Raw genomic sequence first — 19,303 nt, 5'->3', positions numbered from 1 at the left:
GGTTGCTAGAGCCTTGCCCGCACCGAGAGCACGAGGTTCCGGCCGGGTGCCGCTATACCAGACGAGTAAGGGCGGTAGCGTTTGTCGGTGATGTTCTCCAGTCCGGCGGTGGCCGAGAGGTATGGCGTAAGCTGGTATTGGACTTTGAGGTTGAGCGTAACCCAGGAAGGGCTATAGGGTTTTCCGTTCTCGTCGGCTGCGTACAGGTAGGCCTTTTCCTGCTCTTCCGGCGCCAAATCTTTGTTTCGGATGGCCCCGTTGTACACGGCACTCAAATCGGCTTTTATGCGGTGGCGGGTATAGGTGAGGCGGGTAAGGCCGAAGGCAGGCGAAGCGTGCCGCAAAGGCGCCTGCTCCCCATTGTCCAGTTCCTCGGTGCCCCGCTGCCAGTTGTAGCGCGACGCCAACCCGAAACCAGCCGGCAACTTCAGCTCTATACCTGCCTGCACGCCCCACACCGTGGCAAAGGCCCCATTCTGCAGCGCCTGCACACGGCTCAGCTGCCCTTCATACACCAGACTGTCCTGACCGCCGAGCCTGAAATCGCGCCGTACGAGCGCATCCTGCAAATGGGTATAGAAAACGGTGGCGTCAACCTTCAGCACGTCCCGGTATACCTTGGCTATACCTGCATCCACATTATAGGCGTACTCCGGTCCTAGATTCGGGTTAGGCACGACCACCAATCCGGGCGCAGAATCGAAGATTTTTCCGATGTCATCGATGTTAGGGGAGCGGAAGCCGGTGGAAAGGTTCGTGCTCAGCTGCCAGGTGGCATCCGGGTTGTACACGAGCCCGGCGCTTCCGGTGAAGGCACCCTTGTCTATCTTAGCCGAAGCGAAAGGGAAGCTGTGGAAGTCTGCGTCAAAGTCGGCCTTCAACAGGAAATGGTTATACCTGACTCCGGACAACACCGTGAGCTTCTCCGCCGCCTTGAACCGGTAAGACAAAAAGGCCGCATAAGAGCTCCAGTCAGAACCGTCGGGATAGCGCGGCGGACCCGCCACCTGCTTCCCGGTCTGTACATCCTCGTCTGTCCCTCGGGAGTTCACCTTGTTGTAGATTGCTTCAAGCCCATAATACAGCTGGTGTCTCCTGCCGAATGCTTTCTCCATGTCCAGGTTAGCCGATACCGCGTTGACCTTTTCGAAGCGGTTGTACCGAATCGGCTTGCCTAAATCGCGGTTGTGGCGGCTCTCCTCAAACAATTGATGCGCCACCCCGATGTTGAGCCTGTCGAAGAGCACGTTGTTGGCTGTGTGGGAAGCATTGAAGTGATTCATCCCCCATACCTGCGGCCCATAGTACCATTCAGCGGAGCGGAGGGTTCCGTTCCGGTATAGCGTGAGCCGGTCGTAGCGGGGTACATTGGAAGTAGTGGAGTAATGGAAACCGTATTGCAAATCCCACCTTTCGCTAGGCCTATACCTGACTTTCTGCATCAGGTTGAGCTGTCGGTAGCCGGTGTGCACCTGGCGGCGCTGCTCCGGGTTATGCACCACTTCATCCTGCCCGTTTACGCGCTGCACATATTCAGGCCTCAGGTAGTCATTTGGGCCATGGGAACCTATCAGCAGGTCATCGTAGTCGCTGTAGGTGGCACTTGTCAGCAGTCCCCATTTTTTCCAGCCAATCCCGACATCTATATGACCGGTGCGCTCGTTGTTGGCTGAGGACCAGCGGGCGGCCGCATTACCGGTCACCAGCCTACCTGAGTCGGCTGCCAGTTGCGGAGAGAGGGTATAGAAGTTCATCACGCCGCCAATGGCATCGCTGCCGTATTGCACCGAGCCGGGGCCGAACAATACCTCCGTTTTTTCTATGGCGAATGGGTCCAGGGAGATGACGTTCTGCAGGTTGCCGCTCCGGAAAATGGCTGTGTTCATGCGTACGCCATCCACGGCCAGGAGCACGCGGTTGGTAGCAAAGCCGCGAATCATGGGGCTGCCGCCGCCTCCCTGGCTTTTCTGAATAAACACCTCCCCTGCCTGCCCCAGCAAATCGGCGGCGGTCTGCGGGTTTTGCAGCTCAATGTCTTTTGGGCGGATGGTAATCACCCGCTGCGGCACTTCGCGCGCATCCTGTTGCCAACGCGTAGCCGATACCACCACCGCATCCAGGGTGATGTTGTTCTCTTTCAGGTATAGCTGGAAATTCTGGCGCTGCAGCTGGGCATAGCTTCGTTCTTCCGTGCTGTAACCCACCAGCCTCACCACAATTCTGTTGGAAGCCTTGAAAGCCGCCAGGTCCGCCTGCCCCCTGTTGTCTGTCACAGCCGATTGCCCGGTAACGCCATCAAAAAGCAGCACCATTTCGAGCGGGCGGCGCGTGTCCTGGTCCCGCACGGTGAGCACCTGCGCCAGTACAGACTGGCCGAGCAGGCAGCACATCGTTATCAACAGGTATGGCATGCGCATCACGTCCCTTACTCGCTTTTCATCTGGCGGATTTTCCTAGGATAGAACCACAGGAAGAACCCTGTTATGGTGAGAACCAACAGGCCCAGGCCCAGCACGTTCATGGACACCAGTTTGAACAAATCGCTGATGATGGAGCCATCGTGCACCTTCTCAATCCAGTCGGAGTGGCGGCGGGCGACGGAGAGTACCTTCCCGGTGCTGGCATCGAGCTGCACTTCCCAGCTCCCTTCCACAAAGATGGTTTTCACGATGCCTTTGTCGAGGCGGGCTTCTATGCGGTCAATGGGGTTGTCCTTCACGGCCGCCGCTGAGTCGAGCCCGGCCACGGAAAGCGCGGCCATCTCAGAGAGCGGAATCCATTGCTGCAAATCGATGGTGACGCCTTTCTGGGTGGGCGGTTGCAGCAAATCCACGTCCTTCTTCCAGCCCAGCAGTATACCTGTCAGGCTGCTCACCAACACAAACGCCCCAATCGCCAGGCCCAGGAAGCGGTGGTATACCCTGAAATTCCGCAGCCGCTCGGCAAGGAACTTGACTTTCTTTTTGACAATGCTGATGGCAGGGGTACTCAAAACGAATGCAAGGATTGGTATGAAAGCACAATATGCCACAAATGCAGCAAATTAACAATGTGCAGACATCGGTTTAACAAAATGCGATGCCCATGCAACCATTAGCCGCTGGCTGGGCTCTTCTACTTACATACCTAATAGATTCTATGCTTCGATTCCTCCACCTTCTGCTCGCGCTGGTGTTGTTCAGCCAATGCAAACCCGATGACACTGGACTGAACACCGAGACTGCTCAGGAAGCCGGTGATGCCCGGTTCGGACAGGAAGTGCTACTGCAGCACCTGGAGCAGGTGACGCTTTACGGCGGAAACGTGCCGCGCCGACTCATTGTCTCTGTGGCCAGCATGCAGGATTCCCGCTGCCCGGTCACCGCGGACTGCGCCACCCTCGGGAGAGCCACCGTTACCCTGCGTGCCTCCAACAACCAGGGCACTACCGAGAACATCACGCTCTGCCTGGGCGACTGCTCCTCATCAGCCCCCCGCGACACACATGCTGTTACCGCGCTGGTTGGGGAGGTGAACTACCGCTTCACCCTAAAGGAAGTAATGCAATACCCGGGTCTGGAGAAACCAGGAGAAGCAAAGAAAGCCCGGATAATGGTGGAGAAGCTCTAAGCTCCTGCCAAAATTGCTGCAATTATACAGCCTCTATACCTTTTACTCATTAACCGATGTTGCCCTACCTGCTCCCTTTCACGCTGCTGCTTCAGGCCATGCTGCCTATACCTCCGGCTCAGTCGCCTATACCTAACGCCCTTTTCGGCCAGGCTTTTACGGTCCAACAGTTCAACTACATGGTGCTCTATGACAGCACCCGGCAGGAGGACAGCAAACTGGTATTGAGCCTGGGCAATGTGCTGGATAGCCGCTGCCCAAAAGAGGTGTTGTGCATCCACGCTGGTCAGGCGGACTTGGATTTATCCATCAGCGCGCCCAATGGCCAAACGACTGACCTGAAAATCAGCTATGCTGGCATGAGGCATGTGAACCCTGACTCTGTTCGCGCATTCAAGGTTTCTCTAGATGGGAAAACGTATGGTATCAGAGTATTGGATGTGGCCCCCTACCCCACGGCAGAAGGTCCTCAATTACCGAAGAGAGCGAGGTTGGTCGTAGCAAAGCAGTAGCCGGAGGTATACCTGCTATACCTATCAAAAACAGGAAGCCCCGCCACAAGTGGCGGGGCTTCCTGTCGTTTCAGCACTGGCTAAAGCTATAGCGAGCCGGTTGCCGGAGCCGCCTCCGCTTTTTTCACCGAGATGGCATCTACCCCTTTCTCCTTCACTAACCTGTTCAGCGCCGGCACGTCCTGGGCCTGCACCTGTCGGAACTGGTTCAGCTGTGTATCAATCTGCGCCGTGATTTCCTTCTTGAACTCATAGGCCTGGTTCGTTGGCCGGAAGTCGCCGGTGCTCACTTGTCCCACTAGGTTCGCCAGCTTGTTGTTGAGCCGGATGGGGTAGTTGAGCGGGTCCTGACCGCTGCGATTCTTGGTCTGATACAGCGCCTCTTCTATTTTGGTGATTTTCTTGTCGATGGCCGTAGCAGATTCTACTACATCTTTGTAATTCTCCTGCCCCTTCAGGTTACCTTTCAGCGTGTTGAGTTGCGTACGCATGGTGCGGATGTCCTTGATGGCATCATGTGTTTCGGTCAGCTTGTCGCGCACCTCCATCAGGAAGGCAAACTGCGCGGCCCGGTCTTCCGGCGTGGCTTTGGTACGTGGGTCCGGCAGGATGGTGAAGTCCGTCTCCTGGCTCTCCTTATTCATCGTCAGCTTCGCTTTGTAGGTTCCAGGTATAGCCTTTGGCCCTTGTGTGCCGCCGCCCCACAGAATCAGCCCGTCAAACTTGCTGGCCTCAGCGTAGCGCATGTCCCAAACGAAGCGGTTCAGCCCTTCCTTCACCTCCAGCTTGTCCTTTTTCTCTTTGGCGTTGCTCATGTAGCTGCGAATCAGTTTTCCGTTTTGGTCCATAATTTCCAGTTGCACCACCGTGGTAGAGTCAGGTTTCTGTGGCAGGTAGTAGTGCACCATCACGCCGCCCGGGTGGTTCTCGCCAGCTGTTTTGGAAAGGCCGCGGTTGCCGCCGTCCATTTTGTAGGTGTCGAGCGGCTTGTAGAGGTGGAATTTGCTGTTAGCTATACCTGCGTTGAGCTGGTGCAGCGGCGTCAGGTCATCAATAATCCAGAAGCTGCGGCCTTGTGTGGCGGCAATCAAATTATCGTTCTTGATGGTCAGGTCCGTGATTGGCACCAGCGGCAGGTTCAGTTGGAACGGCTGCCAGCTTTTGCCGTCGTTGAACGATACGTACATGCCATACTCCGTACCGGCGTAGAGCAGGCCCTGGCGTTTCGGGTCAGCGCGCACCACACGGGTGAAGTGATGACCAGGTATACCTGTAGTAATCTTCGTCCAGCTCTTGCCGTAGTCGGTCGTCTTGTACAGGTAAGGGCTGAAATCACCGGACTTGTACATGGTCGCGGCCACGTATGCGGCTCCTTTCAGGGTCGGGTGCGCCTCCAGGCTGTTAATCTGTATCCACTCAGGCATCCCCTTCGGCTGTACCTTCGTCCAGCTCTTGCCATTGTCGCGCGTCACATGGATGAGGCCGTCATCGGAGCCTGTCCAAATCACCCCCGGCTCTACTGGCGACTCGCTGATAGCGAAGATAGTGCCGTAGTACTCCACGCTGGTGTTGTCCTTCGTAATAGGCCCTCCCGACGGACCCAGTTTGGTGGAATCGTTGCGCGTCAGGTCCGGGCTGATGGTCTCCCAGGACTGTCCTTCGTTGTAAGTGACGTGCACGTGGTTGGAGGTGGTATAGAGCTTCTTGGGGTCGTTAGGCGAGAACATGATGGGGAAGTTCCACTGGAAGCGGTACTTCATCCCTTCCGCGCCGTGGCCCATCGGGTTGTCCGGCCACACGTTAATCACCCGCTCCTGCCCGTTGCTATGATTTACCCTTGACAGGAAGCCGCCGTAGTTGCCGCCATACACTATTTCCGGGTTCTCCGGATTCACGGCCAGGTGCGCACTCTCCGAGCCCGCTGTCTCTTCCCAGTCATCCTCGGTGATGCTATACCCTGTAGAGCGGTGGCTGATGCGCACGGTGGAGTTGTCCTGCTGCGCGCCATAGATGCGGTATGGGAAGTGGTTGTCCGTCACCACGCGGTAGAACTGACCGGTGGGCTGGTTGTCCATGGTGCTCCAGTTCATGCCGCCGTCAGACGTCACCTGCGCACCACCGTCGTCGGCTATCACCATGCGCGAAGGATTCTCAGGCGCAATCCAGAGGTCGTGGTGGTCTGAGTGGCCAGCGTAGGCGGAGGAGAAGGTCTTGCCACCGTCTTTGCTGCGGTGGTAGGCCACGTTCAGCACGTAGACCACGTCCTCGTCTTTCGGGTCGGCATACACGCGGGTATAGTACCAGGCACGCTGGCGCAGGTTGCGGTCATCATTCACCTTCTGCCAGGTCAGGCCGCTGTCATCGGAGCGGAACAGGCCGCCCTCCTCCGCTTCCACCATGGCAAACACGCGGTTGGAGTTGACCGGAGAAACGGCTATACCTATGATGCCCAGCGTACCCTTTGGCAGGCCTTCGTTCCGTGAAATCTCCTTCCAAGAATCGCCTTCGTCGGTGCTCTTCCAAATGCCGGAACCGGGTCCGCCTGAAGATAGGCTATAGGGATTACGGCGCACGTTCCAGGTGGTGGCGTATAGGATGCGTGGGTTATTCGGGTCGATAACGAGGTCAACGGCGCCGGCGTCCTTGTTGGCGAAGAGCGTCTTCTTCCAGGTCTTGCCGCCATCCGTGCTCTTGAACACGCCCCGCTCCTCGTGCGACTTGTACAAATCACCCATGGCCGCCACATACACGATATCCGGGTTCTGCGGGTGGATACGGATACGGCCGACGTGCTTGGAATCCTTCAACCCGATGTGCTGCCAGGATTTGCCGGCATCCACCGACTTCCAGACGCCATGGCCGGAGGACACGTTGCCGCGCACCGTTTTCTCCCCTTCTCCCACATACAGCACGTTCGGGTCGGCCTCACTCACAGCGACTGCGCCAATAGAGCCTCCAAAGAATTTATCAGAAATATTCTCCCAGGTAGAGCCGCCATCGGTGGTGCGCCACACGCCTCCGCCAACAGAGCCCATATAGTACAGATTGGGTTTGCCCGGCACACCCGTCACAGTGGCAGAGCGCCCACCCCGGAAGGGGCCGATAGAGCGCCAGGTTATACCGTTGTAGAGCTTGGCGTCAAATGGGGCGGCAGCTTCCTTTTGCTTGCCGCTACTGCTGCGCTGCTTCTGTTTTTGGGCCACCAGCTCTGTAGGTGCCAAGGTCAATGCCAGCAGCAGACAGGCCGCTGTGCCCGTTCTGTAAAGGGTTCTTTTCATGGAATGGTGCGTAAATTTTCGTCAGCTAGTTCAGTTTGGGTCAATGATTTAGGAAAGTTTAAGAAGAAAAGCAAGCGGGAATTTCCTGCTCACGCCTTGTCTGGCAGTATAATCCTCCGCTCCTCCCCCTCTTTTCAAACTGTCCTTGCCGCCTCCAGAAGCACGAAAGAAACAGAATTGGGGAGTCTGGAAATTTTCAGAAGGAGTACATAACATAGTATGTACAAAATATAGTATTTTGCTAGTCCATTGAAACTATACCTTGAATGAAACACCTCTACCGACAAACTAACTCTATTATCGGGCGGCTTCTGCTGTTCTTCACAGTCATCGTGCTCTTTACACAATGCACTCCGCCTCGCATTGCCATGCAACCGGGCAAGCGGGTAGAACAGCTGGGCGTATGCCTCGTTTTTGCGCCACAGGTTCCGCTGGAGTTTCAGGAGGAGTTTGAGAACACGCTGGAGCTTTACATGCAGCGCTACAACCAGGAGCGCCACGCCTTCCAACTCACCTCTTGCCAGGACACCAGCTCCCTTTCCATTTTCATTGACGATGTGCAGTACACCAACTCCAGCCAGCGCACCACGGGCTTTCTGGTAAGCGCGGTGGGTCTGATTGGCGTGCCCGTCGCCATGGTAGCCTCCGGACTTCCTTTCTACGCCTTCTTCTACTATTTCCCGAAGAACGAGACACTGGCCACGCTTGAGCTCAGCCGCGACCTGGGCCACCAGCAGTTCGGCCGCATGGCCCGCACCTATACCAGCGGTGGCATGTTCGGCAGCGACGAAAAGCAGCGCCTACGCCATTCCCAGAAATTCACAGAGCACCTCAACCTGCTCTTCAAAGAGCTGGAGAAATCGTATCAGAAGACCAGCAGAAGGTAACACCGAAACCCATACCTACAAAGGCCACAGCATGCTGATTGCTGTGGCCTTTGCCGTTTTTCATAGGTTCATACCTGATGCTATACCTTGACTATTCCCCCGGCCTCTTTCTCAGCACGCAGATGCAGATTTTAGAAACCAACGCTAAGGCTCCGAGTAAAAGAGAGACATGTGCTGGAAATTTTGTCGTGGCTTGGGCAACGTTCGGTTCCGAATAAAGACAAAAATGGAAAGCTGGAGGGCCCGGGTGACAGAATGACATAGAAAAGCAGCCTAAAACGCCTTGGCACATACCTTGATATAGAGGTATCAACAGTAATAGAATCGTATTAGAAATTATATAATAAAACTATAGAATGGGAAAGATAATTGGTATTGACTTAGGTACAACCAACTCCTGCGTTGCCGTAATGGAAGGTAACGAGCCGGTGGTTATACCCAACAGCGAAGGCCGCAGAACAACACCGTCTATCGTCGCATTTTTGGATGGCGGCAATGGAGAGCGTAAGGTAGGTGACCCTGCCAAGCGCCAGGCAATTACAAACCCTCAAAACACCATCGCTTCCATTAAGCGCTTCATGGGCCACAGCTACAATGAAGTGAGCGAAGAATCGAAGCAGGTTTCTTACAAAGTGGTGCAGGGTGGCAATAACACCGTGCGCGTGGAGATTGGCGACCGCCAGTACACGCCACAGGAAATCTCTGCTATGGTGCTTCAGAAGATGAAGGCCACAGCCGAAGATTATCTGGGCACTACGGTAACGGAAGCCGTAATCACAGTACCTGCTTACTTCAACGACGCACAGCGCCAGGCTACCAAAGAGGCCGGCCAGATTGCAGGCCTTGAGGTGAAGCGTATCATCAACGAGCCAACAGCAGCAGCGCTTGCCTATGGCTTGGACAAGAAGCACAAAGACCAGAAAATAGCGGTATTCGACCTTGGTGGCGGTACCTTCGATATATCCATTCTGGAGCTGGGCGACGGCGTGTTTGAGGTTCTCTCTACCAACGGTGACACGCACTTGGGTGGTGACGACTTTGACCAGGTTATCATCAACTGGCTGGCGGATGAGTTCAAGAAAGACGAAGGCCTGGACCTGCGCAAAGACCCAATGGCGCTTCAGCGCTTGAAGGAAGCCGCTGAGAAAGCCAAAATCGAGCTCTCTTCTTCTAACGAGACTGAAATCAACCTGCCTTACATCATGCCGGTGGATGGTGTTCCGAAACACTTGGTACGCAAACTCACTCGCGCCAAGTTCGAGCAGCTGTCTGATGACTTGATTCGCCGCTCCATGGAGCCTTGCAAGAAGGCCCTGCAGGATGCGGGTTTGTCTACTTCTGACATCGACGAGGTGATTCTGGTAGGTGGTTCTACTCGTATACCGAAGGTGCAGGAAGAAGTAGAGAAGTTCTTCGGCAAGAAGCCTTCTAAAGGTGTGAACCCAGATGAGGTGGTGGCCATCGGTGCTGCGATTCAGGGTGGTGTACTGACAGGTGAAGTAAAAGACGTGCTTCTGCTGGACGTGACCCCGCTTTCATTGGGTATCGAGACAATGGGTGGTGTGATGACCAAGCTCATCGAATCTAACACGACTATACCTACGAAGAAGTCTGAGACTTTCTCAACCGCATCTGACAACCAGCCTTCTGTGGAGATTCACGTGCTACAGGGCGAGCGCCCAATGGCCAAGGACAACCGCACCATCGGACGCTTTCACTTGGACGGTATTCCACCAGCACCGCGTGGTGTTCCGCAAATCGAGGTTATCTTCGATATCGACGCCAACGGTATCCTGCACGTGACTGCCAAGGACAAAGCGACTGGCAAAGAGCAGAAAATCCGCATCGAGGCCTCTTCTGGTCTGAGCGAGCAGGAAATCGAGCGTATGCGTCAGGAAGCCGAAGCCAACGCAGAGGCGGATAAGAAGGCGAAGGAAGAGATTGAGAAGCTGAACGCGGCCGACTCCATGATTTTCCAGACCGAGAAGCAGCTGAAAGAGTATGGCGACAAACTGTCTGCCGGCAACAAGTCTAACATCGAGACCGCGCTGGGCGAGCTCAGAACAGCACACGGTGCGAAAGACGTGGCAGGTATAGACAGAGCCATCGAAAGCCTGAACAACGCTTGGCAGGCCGCCTCTCAGGAGATGTATGCGGCTACGCAGGGTGCCCCAGGCGCTGATGCTGGCGGCAACGGCCAGCAGGCTGGCGGTCCGGGCGCAGGCCCTCAGAACGCAGGCGCTGAAGACGGCGGTGTGACCGACGTGGACTACGAAGAAGTAGACGGTAAGAAATAAGAATAACTCAAACTATAATGGAATCCCCTGTCGAGTTTCGGCAGGGGATTTTTTTGTTTTAGCCAGCAGGTGCTCCTAAACCAAAAAAGCTTGCTCTGCCAATCCAGGCTGTTGGCTACTATTTGATAGCACATTATAAGGACCATCTGGTTCATTTGTCTCTACTTCTACTAAGTTTAACGCCATCCTGTCCAGACTGCTCGAAGACACCTATGCTTCATGAGATTTACCCACATTCCCTCCTATTCAAGGCGATTTCAATGCACTGTAAGGCATACCTGTAAGTAAAATGGTCTTTTTCTGGTTACTATATATTTAATAAGCAATGCATTTATAATCCTATCAACATAATATTAATTAATCTTTTGGTTTTTGAACTTATAGTAGGCAAAAGACCGCAAGTCACTTCATAGATAGCTTCTCTATTTATAATTATTTCAAAGCCAACAATTCATTAGACTAAATAAATATATTAAATTAAATATTGTTAATTTTTTGCTTCACAGCTAGTAATCATATATTATTATATCATAAAATGAAGTGTGAGCGAGCAGTAGCGTAAGGAGCAGCAGATGCCATTTACTAACTTTCTTATTCTACTGAAGCGACAGTATACGCAGAGGTTGTCACTATTCTAAGTAAAATCGCATACATACCAACTTTTCGAGTGCTTACTATTTTCCAATTATAAGTTATCTGGCATCTATGGTCCACTTTTACCCTCTCTTGTTGTCAATCTTCGCAGTAGCGGCCATTTTATTGCTCAGGAGGATTCCTATCCTGTTCTGTTACCCTCGCTTGCTTGTACCTGCACAGGTTGGGCAAGTTGTATTTACGCACCGCAACATCTAGCAGCCCGCGTCATGAGGTTTTTTACTACGACAGCCATCACACTTATTCTGGTTCTGGGCAGCTACTGCGTGCAAGCGGCCACCTATTACATCAGCACCGCCGGTAACGACAACAATATTGGCTCCTCAGCGACAAAGGCTTGGGCCAGCATAGCCAAGGTCAATGCCACCATCTTCTATCCGGGGGACTCCATCCTGTTTGAAGGGGGTTCTACTTTTCCTGGGAGCCTTCTCTTTTATTTGAATGCTAAGGGCACCGCAGAGAAACCCATTGTGGTAGGCTCTTTTGGAAATAACAGAGCGACTATCACTAGTGGTACCGCGGCTGGTATAATCCTTTACAACACAGCTGGCTTCAAAATCGAAGACCTAATATTTATAGGTTCAGGTCAAGAAACAAATACTACAATAGGGGTGAACGTTTATATGGATTTGCCCAAGACACGTCTATCCTACATATACATAGACAATGTAGAAGCTTCTGGTTATCGTGAAGCAGGTATAGGTGTTGGCAGTGGCAACGGTACAAGTGGGTTTGACAACGTTTCTATCACAAACTGTTCTACACACACGAATGGGGACAAGGGCATAAATATATATGCTTCTCCTTTTAAAATAGGGCACAAAAATGTTTATGTAGCTAACTGTAAAGCATTTGACAACTCCGGCATACCGACTAGGACAAACATCCACAGCGGCAGCGGCATCGTCATGAGCGGTGTCGATGGTGGTATAATCGAGTATAGCGAGGCCTATAACAACGGATGGCTGAATGCATGGAAATCCGGAGGGCCTGTTGGTATCTGGGGCTACATGTGCAACAACCTCATCATACAGCGCAACGAATCCCACCACAACAGGACTGGCACCGCAAAAGACGGTGGTGGGTTTGACATTGATGGAGGAAGTACTAACTCCATCATGCAGTACAACTATTCGCATGACAATGAAGGGGCCGGTTATCTTCTTGCGCAATTTGACAATGCTCCGGCCATGGAGAACATCATCATTCGTTACAACATCAGCGAAAACGATGGCAGGAAGAACAACTATGGCGCCATCCATTTATGGTCTACAACTAAGGGCGCGCAACCCATCAAAAATGCCCAAATCTATAACAACACCATCTATCAGTCTAAATCAGCACAGGGCAACCCCAAGGCCGTATGGGTTCAGGCTGGCGGCGCCACTCAGGCTACGTTCCGCAACAACATTTTTGTGACGACTGGTGAGGCCCTGGTGCAGGTGGATGTGCCGGCAAACATTCGGTTCGAAGGGAACAACTATTGGTCTTCTGGAGTAAAACCAAGTTTCAGATGGGGCACCACCACCTACGACTCTCTCCCTAAGTGGCAGATGGCCACTGGCCAGGAGCAGCGTGATGGTGTATCCGTAGGATATTTTCTTGACCCAAAACTTAAATCTCCAGGTAAAGGCGTTACAGTGGCCAACTCCCATGCTCTGTACACCTTGAAGGGATATGAACTCGAAAAAGGTTCTGCTATGGTGGGTAAGGCGCTTGACCTAAAAAGGGATTACAAATTGGAGACCGGTGAATCTGACTTTTGGGGCAACAGCATCACCCAACGTAACGACCTCTGCATAGGCGCAAACCAGTTGACGGACAATAGCAAGGCCTGCCTACAGGGCGGTATGCTGCCTCTCACATTCGGTCAGGCTACCGGCGGAATCTATTCCGGAAGTGGTGTACAAGAGGGAGTTTGGATTAATCCTTTGGCCGCAGGTGTGGGCAACCATCCGCTCAGGTATACCTATACCGATGCTGCCGGGCAAACTCATACGCAACACCATACTGTCACTATTAGCGACGCATCGTCTTCTGAATGGACAGGTGGAGCGGGCTCCTCTGCATGGCTCGAGAGTGACAACTGGAGTACCTGCATACCTACGACCAAAATAGATGTCCATATACCTGGTTCACAGGATGCCTCGACCTCTATCCCCACTATCAAGACCGGAGAACATGCCTATGCTCGTAATCTGTCCGCAGCAGGCCCTGTCTCCATTGAAGATGAAGGCTCCTTGGAAATAAGCGGCAAACTCATGGTAGCCAATCTTCAGGCAGCTCCTCACTCTAACATCATCTTTTACGGAGAGGCATCACAAGCTATACCTCATGGTACTTATGGAAACCTGCTATTAAAAGGAACAGGCAAAAAAACATTGGCAGGCGATGTCACAGTTGTGAACATGCTGGATTTGGACCAGGTAAAGCTGTTCTTAGGTAACCATGACTTGAATCTCACTTCCTCAGGTAGTGTCTCTAACTATACCCAGTCAAGTTATATTGTGACAGATGGCACTGGCCAACTCACCTTCCAAGGTATAGGACCAGGCATTACGAAGGTATTCCCGGTTGGCACTGCAGGGAGCTTTGCCCCTGTCCGGTTGCAAAACGATGGTGTGACAGACAACTTTGGCATCAGAGTAGAAGAAGGGTTCAAGACCTATACCCCTGAGGGAGGCATTGCCGTGGAAGGAGCCGTGAACAAGACCTGGCACATCACTGAGGAAACGGCTGGCGGCTCCAGCGCATCTCTGAACCTGCAGTGGAACATCTCTGACGAACTTCCTAATTTCAAACGCGACGCGAGCTACATCAGCCACTTTGAAGATGGTGAATGGGATGTGGTCGAAAACAGTATCGGAACCGTGTCCAAAGGCATCATTCCCAACACCTATTCTATCAACATCAAAGGCGTAACCTCGTTCTCTCCTTTTGCTGTTGCCAGCATCCAGAGTATGCCTGTTCCCCTGCCTGTGTCACTTGTATCTTTCAAGGCTAAGCAACAGGGCTTTGATGTAGTATTGGAATGGGCTACTGCTTCAGAACAAAACAACATGGGCTTCGAGGTGGAAGTAGCCGAAAACGGGGAACCGTTTCGCAACATCGGCTTCCTGAAAAGCCACTCCCCTAACTCGCAAATGATGCAGCGCTATACATTCAGAGAGGCAGGTATACGAGAGGTAGGCACCAGGCACTACCGCCTGCGCCAGATTGACTTTGACGGGACCATCACCTACTCTGCTGTTCAGACCATAGAGTTCAACAAGTCAGATTTGCTGGCATCAGCATACCCAAACCCTTTCTCAGACATTGTTACACTGGAGCTTGAGGCACTGGACCGACAAGTGATGCTTGTAATAGTGACAGACGCACAGGGAAAGGAAATACTTCGTGAGTCCATACCAGTGCAAAAGGGCCTTTTGAGACTCCCTATCAATCTGAGCAAAGTGCCGAACAAGTCAGTTTGTTTTATGACTGCGATGTACAACAACAAGGCACACCACTACAAACTGCTGAGGAACTGAGGCACCTGAGTGTTCTTATCGAAAGCGAAACTTAACAGGAGGGAAACGGCGAAATGGCCGTTTCCCTCTTTTTTATTTACACGGTATAGGAACGTAGCAACAATTTTAATGAAAGCCTGCCGTTTTAATAAGTTGTTGTGGAAGATGGCGTAGCCGCCGCCTCTGCTACATTTATGTCAAACATTCGTATATTGTACCATTCAATGTAAAAATTGTTTATCCTTCTTGACACACCTGCTTCAAAGGTTTTACAACAAGGGTGACAGATGGATGCATTTATTGATAAGCTACAACTTCATGCCGCAAACAAAGACATCCTGGGATTGGGAGATATCCAGTAAGACCAGCTATTGGGGTGCCAGTCTGGGCGAGATGTGGTCCTTTCGTCACCTGCTGGCCGGGCTGGTCAAAAGAAATTTTCTCCTGAAGTATCAGCAGACCATATTGGGACCATTCTGGATTCTATTTCCACCGCTCCTGACACTGGTCACCTATGTGGTCGTGTTTGGGAAGTTTGTGGGTATACCTACCGGAACGTTGCCTCCTGTGCTGTTTTATTTTGCAGGCATCATCCTATGGAGTTTTTTCAGCGACAGCTTCACGGGCACGGCAACCACCTTCAGGGACAATGTGCACCTCTTCAGCAAAGTCTATTTCCCGCGCCTTGTGGTTCCGCTATCCGTTATAAGCACACAGCTATATAACTTCGGAATTCAACTGATGATGCTTTTGGCACTGGTGCTGTACTACTGGTTATTTCAGGATTTAACCATACCGATAGGTATAGGCATCCTCTGGTTTCCGGTGGCTGTTGTCACAACGGCCGTTCTTGCGTTGGGGATGGGGCTGTTCTTCTCCGTTCTCACGGCTAAGTACAGGGACATGGGCTACCTCATCAGCTTAGGTGTCCGTCTGTTCCTGTATGTGACGCCCGTGATTTACCCTCTGGCTTCTGTCCCAGAGCAGGTACGGTGGGTTGTCCAGCTGAATCCGCTTACGCCGGTATTTGAGTTGTTCCGTCTGTCATTGTTAGGAGAAGGGACGGTGTCTCCCGTTGCCCTGCTGTATAGTATTCTTTTCACGGCGGCCTTTTTTAGTGTCTCCCTGATGTGGTTCAACAAGCAAGGCGACAAATTGATAGACATAGTGTAGACAGGACAAGGTATGGCAGACGACATCATCCGGGTAGAGAACTTATCCAAGCTATACAGGCTCGGGACCATAGGGACAGGGTCCTTTAGGCAAGACCTACAGCATTGGTGGAATCTCTATGTGCTGAGAAAAAAAGACCCCTTCTTTCAACTGGGCAGTGCTTCGGGACATGCCGCCGCCCGCGACCACATATGGGCATTGCAGAACATCAACTTCGACGTGAAACAGGGGGAATCTGTCGGCATTATAGGCAGCAACGGCTCTGGCAAATCCACTTTACTGAAAATAGTGTCTCGTATAGTAAAACCTACCACGGGTACTGTGAAAGGCAAAGGCAAGGTGAGCAGCCTGCTGGAAGTGGGAACTGGTTTTAACAAGGAACTGACCGGGCGCGAGAATATTTTTATCAGCGGCTACATTCTGGGTATGAGTAAAGCAGAGGTAGCAGCCAAATTCGATGAGATAGTGGACTTTTCAGGTATAGAGGAGTTCATCGACACGCCCGTCAAGCGCTACTCTTCTGGCATGTACGTACGCTTGGCCTTTGCCGTGGCCGCCCACCTGGAGCCTGATATCCTGATTGTGGATGAGGTGTTGGCCGTTGGCGATGCTGATTTTCAGAAGAAATGCCTGGGCAAGATGAAGGACGTATCCCGGGGACATGGTAGAACAATCCTTTTCGTCAGCCACAATATGCAGGCGGTCAATACTCTATGTGATAGAGCAATTTGGTTAAACAAAGGTATACTCAAAGAAATAGGACCTTCGACTACTGTGGCTAATAAGTACATTGCCAGCATGCAAAAGTTTAACCTCTCTCAAAGTTGGGAGAACCTTAAAGATGCTCCAGGCAACGATTTGGTACGCTTCAAGCACGTGGAGCTTATACCACACATTGAAGAAACGGATGGCATAATAGATGTTCGCACACCATTGACTGTGAGGTTCCAGTTCTGGAACCTTCTTCATGATGTGAGCCTTAACGTAGGACTCGTGTTGTATTCGTATAGCGGAGATTGCGTTTTTGACTTACTGTCTCCAGCCGCACACTGCCATGAAGGTATCGTCAGTGGTGAGTGCAGCATTCCTGGCAACTTTTTAAATGATGGCTCTTATTATATAACGCTCAACGTTGCCAAGGACGCTGCCATCAAGCTGTACGATTTGGAAGAATGCCTGTCTTTTGATGTAGAGGACTACCGTGGAGGCATTCAGTACTTTGGCAAATGGTGTGGTATTGTAAGACCCAAGTTCCCATTCCTACTAGGGCAAAAAGAACTGATATCAGAATCATAGCTTTACCCCATGGCCCTTAATCCCCTAGTATCAGTTGTTATACCCTGTTACAATCATGGCAGATATCTACAGACGGCAATAAACAGTGTATTAGCTCAGTCTTACCAGAATTTTGAGATTATTGTCATAGATGATGGGTCTGTGGATAATACAAGAGATGTAGCTCAGCAAAACAAAAGGGTACAGTACATATACCAAAATAATCAAGGTCTTTCGGCAGCCAGAAACAAAGGCATAGATAGCTGCAAGGGCGATTATTTGGTGTTTCTGGATGCAGACGATTATTTGTACGAAACTGCCCTTGCAATAAACCTCAGCTACATCCAGAGAAATGAAAGACTTGCCTTCGTATCAGGAAGCCATGATAAGATTTTCACTGCTTCCAACACTGTGCAGCCTGTCATTAAGACAATAAATGCTGACCATTACACGCATCTGCTTAAAGGAAACTACATAGGTATGCATGCAACCGTCATGTACAGAAGATGGGTGTTCAATGAATTTCTATTCGACACTTCTCTTAAAGCCTGTGAGGACTATGATTTATACCTCAAAGTTACCAGAAAGCACCCCGTTTTACATCACGCGAATAAAGTAGCGGCCTATTGCTTTCACGGTTCAAATATGTCTAACAATGCTCCCTTGATGTTGAAGACAGCATTAAAGGTACTGAACCGTCAAAAGGCATGCCTATCAAACCCATCAGAAGTTATGGCTTACTCTGAAGGTGTTAATTTTTGGAAATCGTATTATGCACAGGAACTATACACGAAACTGTGGGAAGAAAAGGGAATATCGTGGAGAGACTATTACACGCTTTTAAGATATACTCAAAACCTAACATTCCATGAGTTTTATAACATCAGCAAAATGAGCGTCATATACAAGATGCTACAGCGTACTAGTTCTAAAAGAATCACAAAAAAACTGAGGTCTTACCTTCCTGATAAAGTCCCCCCCGTACCATTACCTGGAAAAGTAAGACTTGGTGATTTCAATCGCCTTATTCCTTTCAGTAGGAATCCTGAGAGCGACAGAGGCGGTTCCATGGAGAGCTATTATATCGGAAACTTCTTAGGAAATGAATCACTTAACATCAAAGGCAGCGTTCTAGAATTTGATAGTAACCAATACACCTGTAAATATGGCGCTGACAGAGTTGAAAATAGCCACATTCTCCATCTTGATAAACAACTGGAAACTGGTAATGACGGATGCATGGAGGATATCAGGGCTATACCGGATGAAACTTTCGATTGCATCATACTGGCACAGAAATTAAACCTTGTTTATGACTTCCAGGGTATTCTCAGGGCCTGCTACCGAATCTTAAAACCCGAAGGAGTTATGATGATAACTGTCCCAGGAATCATACCAGCAAATAGTGCCGGTTCAGAAAAAGCCCATCTTTGGACGTTCACTGATAAGTCTGTTTTAAAGCTTTTAGAAGAAACATTCCCAGAATGCACAACAGAAGTTTATAGTTATGGAAATGTCTTTACTGCTAGCGCCAGCTTGTATGGCTTAGGTTACCCGGAGATTCCCTATGAGATGCTCGCTTTCAACGACCCTGACTACCAAGTTATAATAACAGCAAAAACAACTAAATAAATTGATAGCCGATTGATTGAATGCTGAACTCAATCCCTAGTGATAACCCACATTACATCGCCAGCCTTAGATTGAATAATTACATGAATTTTAACCAGCACTATGCTTTGAGATTTAGTATACAGGCTTACAGCTAACTCTTTTCAAAAAGTATCTGATTGTCATGGAACGCATTCCTACCTCCCCTCCCATCATCCCTCCCCTAGACCCATCCGAGGAGAGACCACTGTGGTCTGTTATGATTCCGGTGTATAACTGTTCCCAATTTCTGGTATACACCCTAGAAAGTGTNTTGGAGCAGGGTATACCTGTAGAACAGATGCAGATTGAGGTAGTAGACGATGCCAGCACTGATGCTGATGTAGAAAAGATAGTGCAGGAGGTAGGCAAAGGCAGGATAAGCTATTATAGGCAACCCCAGAACGTAGGCAGCCTGCGCAACTTCGAAACCTGCATCAATCACGCGAAAGGCCACCT

12 protein-coding genes are annotated in these 19,303 nt (G+C 51.1%); 9 read left to right on the top strand and 3 right to left on the bottom strand.

Annotated elements, in window-relative coordinates; translation table 11 throughout:
* Nucleotides 1-5: 5 nt before the first annotated feature.
* Together B051_RS0114365 and B051_RS0114360 are read right to left on the bottom strand one after the other, a co-directional pair.
* Nucleotides 6-2,417 carry a TonB-dependent receptor gene (locus B051_RS0114365; protein ID WP_018478909.1) on the bottom strand — a complete coding sequence of 804 codons (2,412 nt, stop codon included), beginning with the start codon at nt 2,415-2,417 and terminating at the stop codon, nt 6-8.
* Between the two features lie 8 nt (nt 2,418-2,425).
* On the bottom strand, nt 2,426-2,992 hold the full coding sequence (locus B051_RS0114360) for a PepSY-associated TM helix domain-containing protein (RefSeq protein WP_018478908.1): 567 nt from the start codon (nt 2,990-2,992) through the stop codon (nt 2,426-2,428).
* Nucleotides 2,993-3,138: 146 nt separating this feature from the next.
* Here B051_RS0114360 and B051_RS0114355 point away from each other — a divergent pair, with 146 nt between their 5' ends.
* Together B051_RS0114355 and B051_RS0114350 are read left to right on the top strand one after the other, a co-directional pair.
* Nucleotides 3,139-3,609, top strand: a complete 471-nt coding sequence (locus B051_RS0114355; protein WP_018478907.1) for a hypothetical protein — start codon at nt 3,139-3,141, stop codon at nt 3,607-3,609.
* Nucleotides 3,610-3,665: 56 nt separating this feature from the next.
* Nucleotides 3,666-4,121 carry a hypothetical protein gene (locus B051_RS0114350; protein WP_018478906.1) on the top strand — a complete coding sequence of 152 codons (456 nt, stop codon included), beginning with the start codon at nt 3,666-3,668 and terminating at the stop codon, nt 4,119-4,121.
* 86 nt (nt 4,122-4,207) lie between these two features.
* Here the strand turns inward: B051_RS0114350 and B051_RS0114345 are convergent, their stop codons facing one another.
* Entirely contained in the window at nt 4,208-7,399 is a 3,192-nt protein-coding gene (locus B051_RS0114345) for a WD40/YVTN/BNR-like repeat-containing protein (RefSeq protein ID WP_018478905.1), read from the bottom strand.
* A gap of 266 nt (nt 7,400-7,665) precedes the next feature.
* Between B051_RS0114345 and B051_RS0114340 the strand changes: the two genes are divergently transcribed.
* The 7 genes from B051_RS0114340 to B051_RS22205 all read left to right on the top strand — a co-directional run.
* Nucleotides 7,666-8,286 carry a hypothetical protein gene (locus tag B051_RS0114340; protein WP_018478904.1) on the top strand — a complete coding sequence of 207 codons (621 nt, stop codon included), beginning with the start codon at nt 7,666-7,668 and terminating at the stop codon, nt 8,284-8,286.
* A 356-nt stretch (nt 8,287-8,642) separates the two neighbouring features.
* Complete coding sequence (gene dnaK, locus B051_RS0114335) at nt 8,643-10,583, top strand: molecular chaperone DnaK (protein WP_018478903.1); 1,941 nt, start codon at nt 8,643-8,645, stop codon at nt 10,581-10,583.
* Nucleotides 10,584-11,446: 863 nt separating this feature from the next.
* On the top strand, nt 11,447-14,767 hold the full coding sequence (locus B051_RS0114330; RefSeq protein WP_018478902.1) for a right-handed parallel beta-helix repeat-containing protein: 3,321 nt from the start codon (nt 11,447-11,449) through the stop codon (nt 14,765-14,767).
* A 297-nt stretch (nt 14,768-15,064) separates the two neighbouring features.
* Nucleotides 15,065-15,919, top strand: coding sequence for an ABC transporter permease (locus B051_RS0114325; protein ID WP_033316947.1), 855 nt, complete (start codon nt 15,065-15,067; stop codon nt 15,917-15,919).
* Between the two features lie 12 nt (nt 15,920-15,931).
* A complete protein-coding gene (locus tag B051_RS0114320) occupies nt 15,932-17,215 on the top strand; it encodes an ABC transporter ATP-binding protein (RefSeq protein ID WP_018478900.1) in 1,284 nt (427 codons plus the stop codon).
* A 9-nt stretch (nt 17,216-17,224) separates the two neighbouring features.
* Nucleotides 17,225-18,826, top strand: a complete 1,602-nt coding sequence (locus tag B051_RS0114315) for a glycosyltransferase (RefSeq protein WP_018478899.1) — start codon at nt 17,225-17,227, stop codon at nt 18,824-18,826.
* 163 nt (nt 18,827-18,989) lie between these two features.
* Nucleotides 18,990-19,303, top strand: a 314-nt coding sequence (locus B051_RS22205) for a glycosyltransferase family 2 protein (RefSeq protein WP_157578920.1), incomplete at its 3' end; no start/stop codon positions are given.

The sequence above is a fragment of the Pontibacter roseus DSM 17521 genome, from assembly GCF_000373265.1.
Taxonomy (GTDB): domain Bacteria; phylum Bacteroidota; class Bacteroidia; order Cytophagales; family Hymenobacteraceae; genus Pontibacter; species Pontibacter roseus.
Note: the sequence above shows the minus strand (reverse complement) of the source record. Positions and strands in the feature narration are given on the sequence as shown.

What these genes read in the sequence shown, in the direction of transcription:
- B051_RS0114365 (WP_018478909.1), bottom strand. Translation starts at nt 2,417, where the DNA reads ATGCGCATGCCATACCTGTTGATAACGATGTGCTGCCTGCTCGGCCAG.
- B051_RS0114355 (WP_018478907.1), top strand. Translation starts at nt 3,139, where the DNA reads ATGCTTCGATTCCTCCACCTTCTGCTCGCGCTGGTGTTGTTCAGCCAA.
- B051_RS0114350 (WP_018478906.1), top strand. Translation starts at nt 3,666, where the DNA reads ATGTTGCCCTACCTGCTCCCTTTCACGCTGCTGCTTCAGGCCATGCTG.
- B051_RS0114345 (WP_018478905.1), bottom strand. Translation starts at nt 7,399, where the DNA reads ATGAAAAGAACCCTTTACAGAACGGGCACAGCGGCCTGTCTGCTGCTG.
- B051_RS0114340 (WP_018478904.1), top strand. Translation starts at nt 7,666, where the DNA reads ATGAAACACCTCTACCGACAAACTAACTCTATTATCGGGCGGCTTCTG.
- dnaK (WP_018478903.1), top strand. Translation starts at nt 8,643, where the DNA reads ATGGGAAAGATAATTGGTATTGACTTAGGTACAACCAACTCCTGCGTT.
- B051_RS0114330 (WP_018478902.1), top strand. Translation starts at nt 11,447, where the DNA reads ATGAGGTTTTTTACTACGACAGCCATCACACTTATTCTGGTTCTGGGC.
- B051_RS0114325 (WP_033316947.1), top strand. Translation starts at nt 15,065, where the DNA reads ATGCCGCAAACAAAGACATCCTGGGATTGGGAGATATCCAGTAAGACC.
- B051_RS0114320 (WP_018478900.1), top strand. Translation starts at nt 15,932, where the DNA reads ATGGCAGACGACATCATCCGGGTAGAGAACTTATCCAAGCTATACAGG.
- B051_RS0114315 (WP_018478899.1), top strand. Translation starts at nt 17,225, where the DNA reads ATGGCCCTTAATCCCCTAGTATCAGTTGTTATACCCTGTTACAATCAT.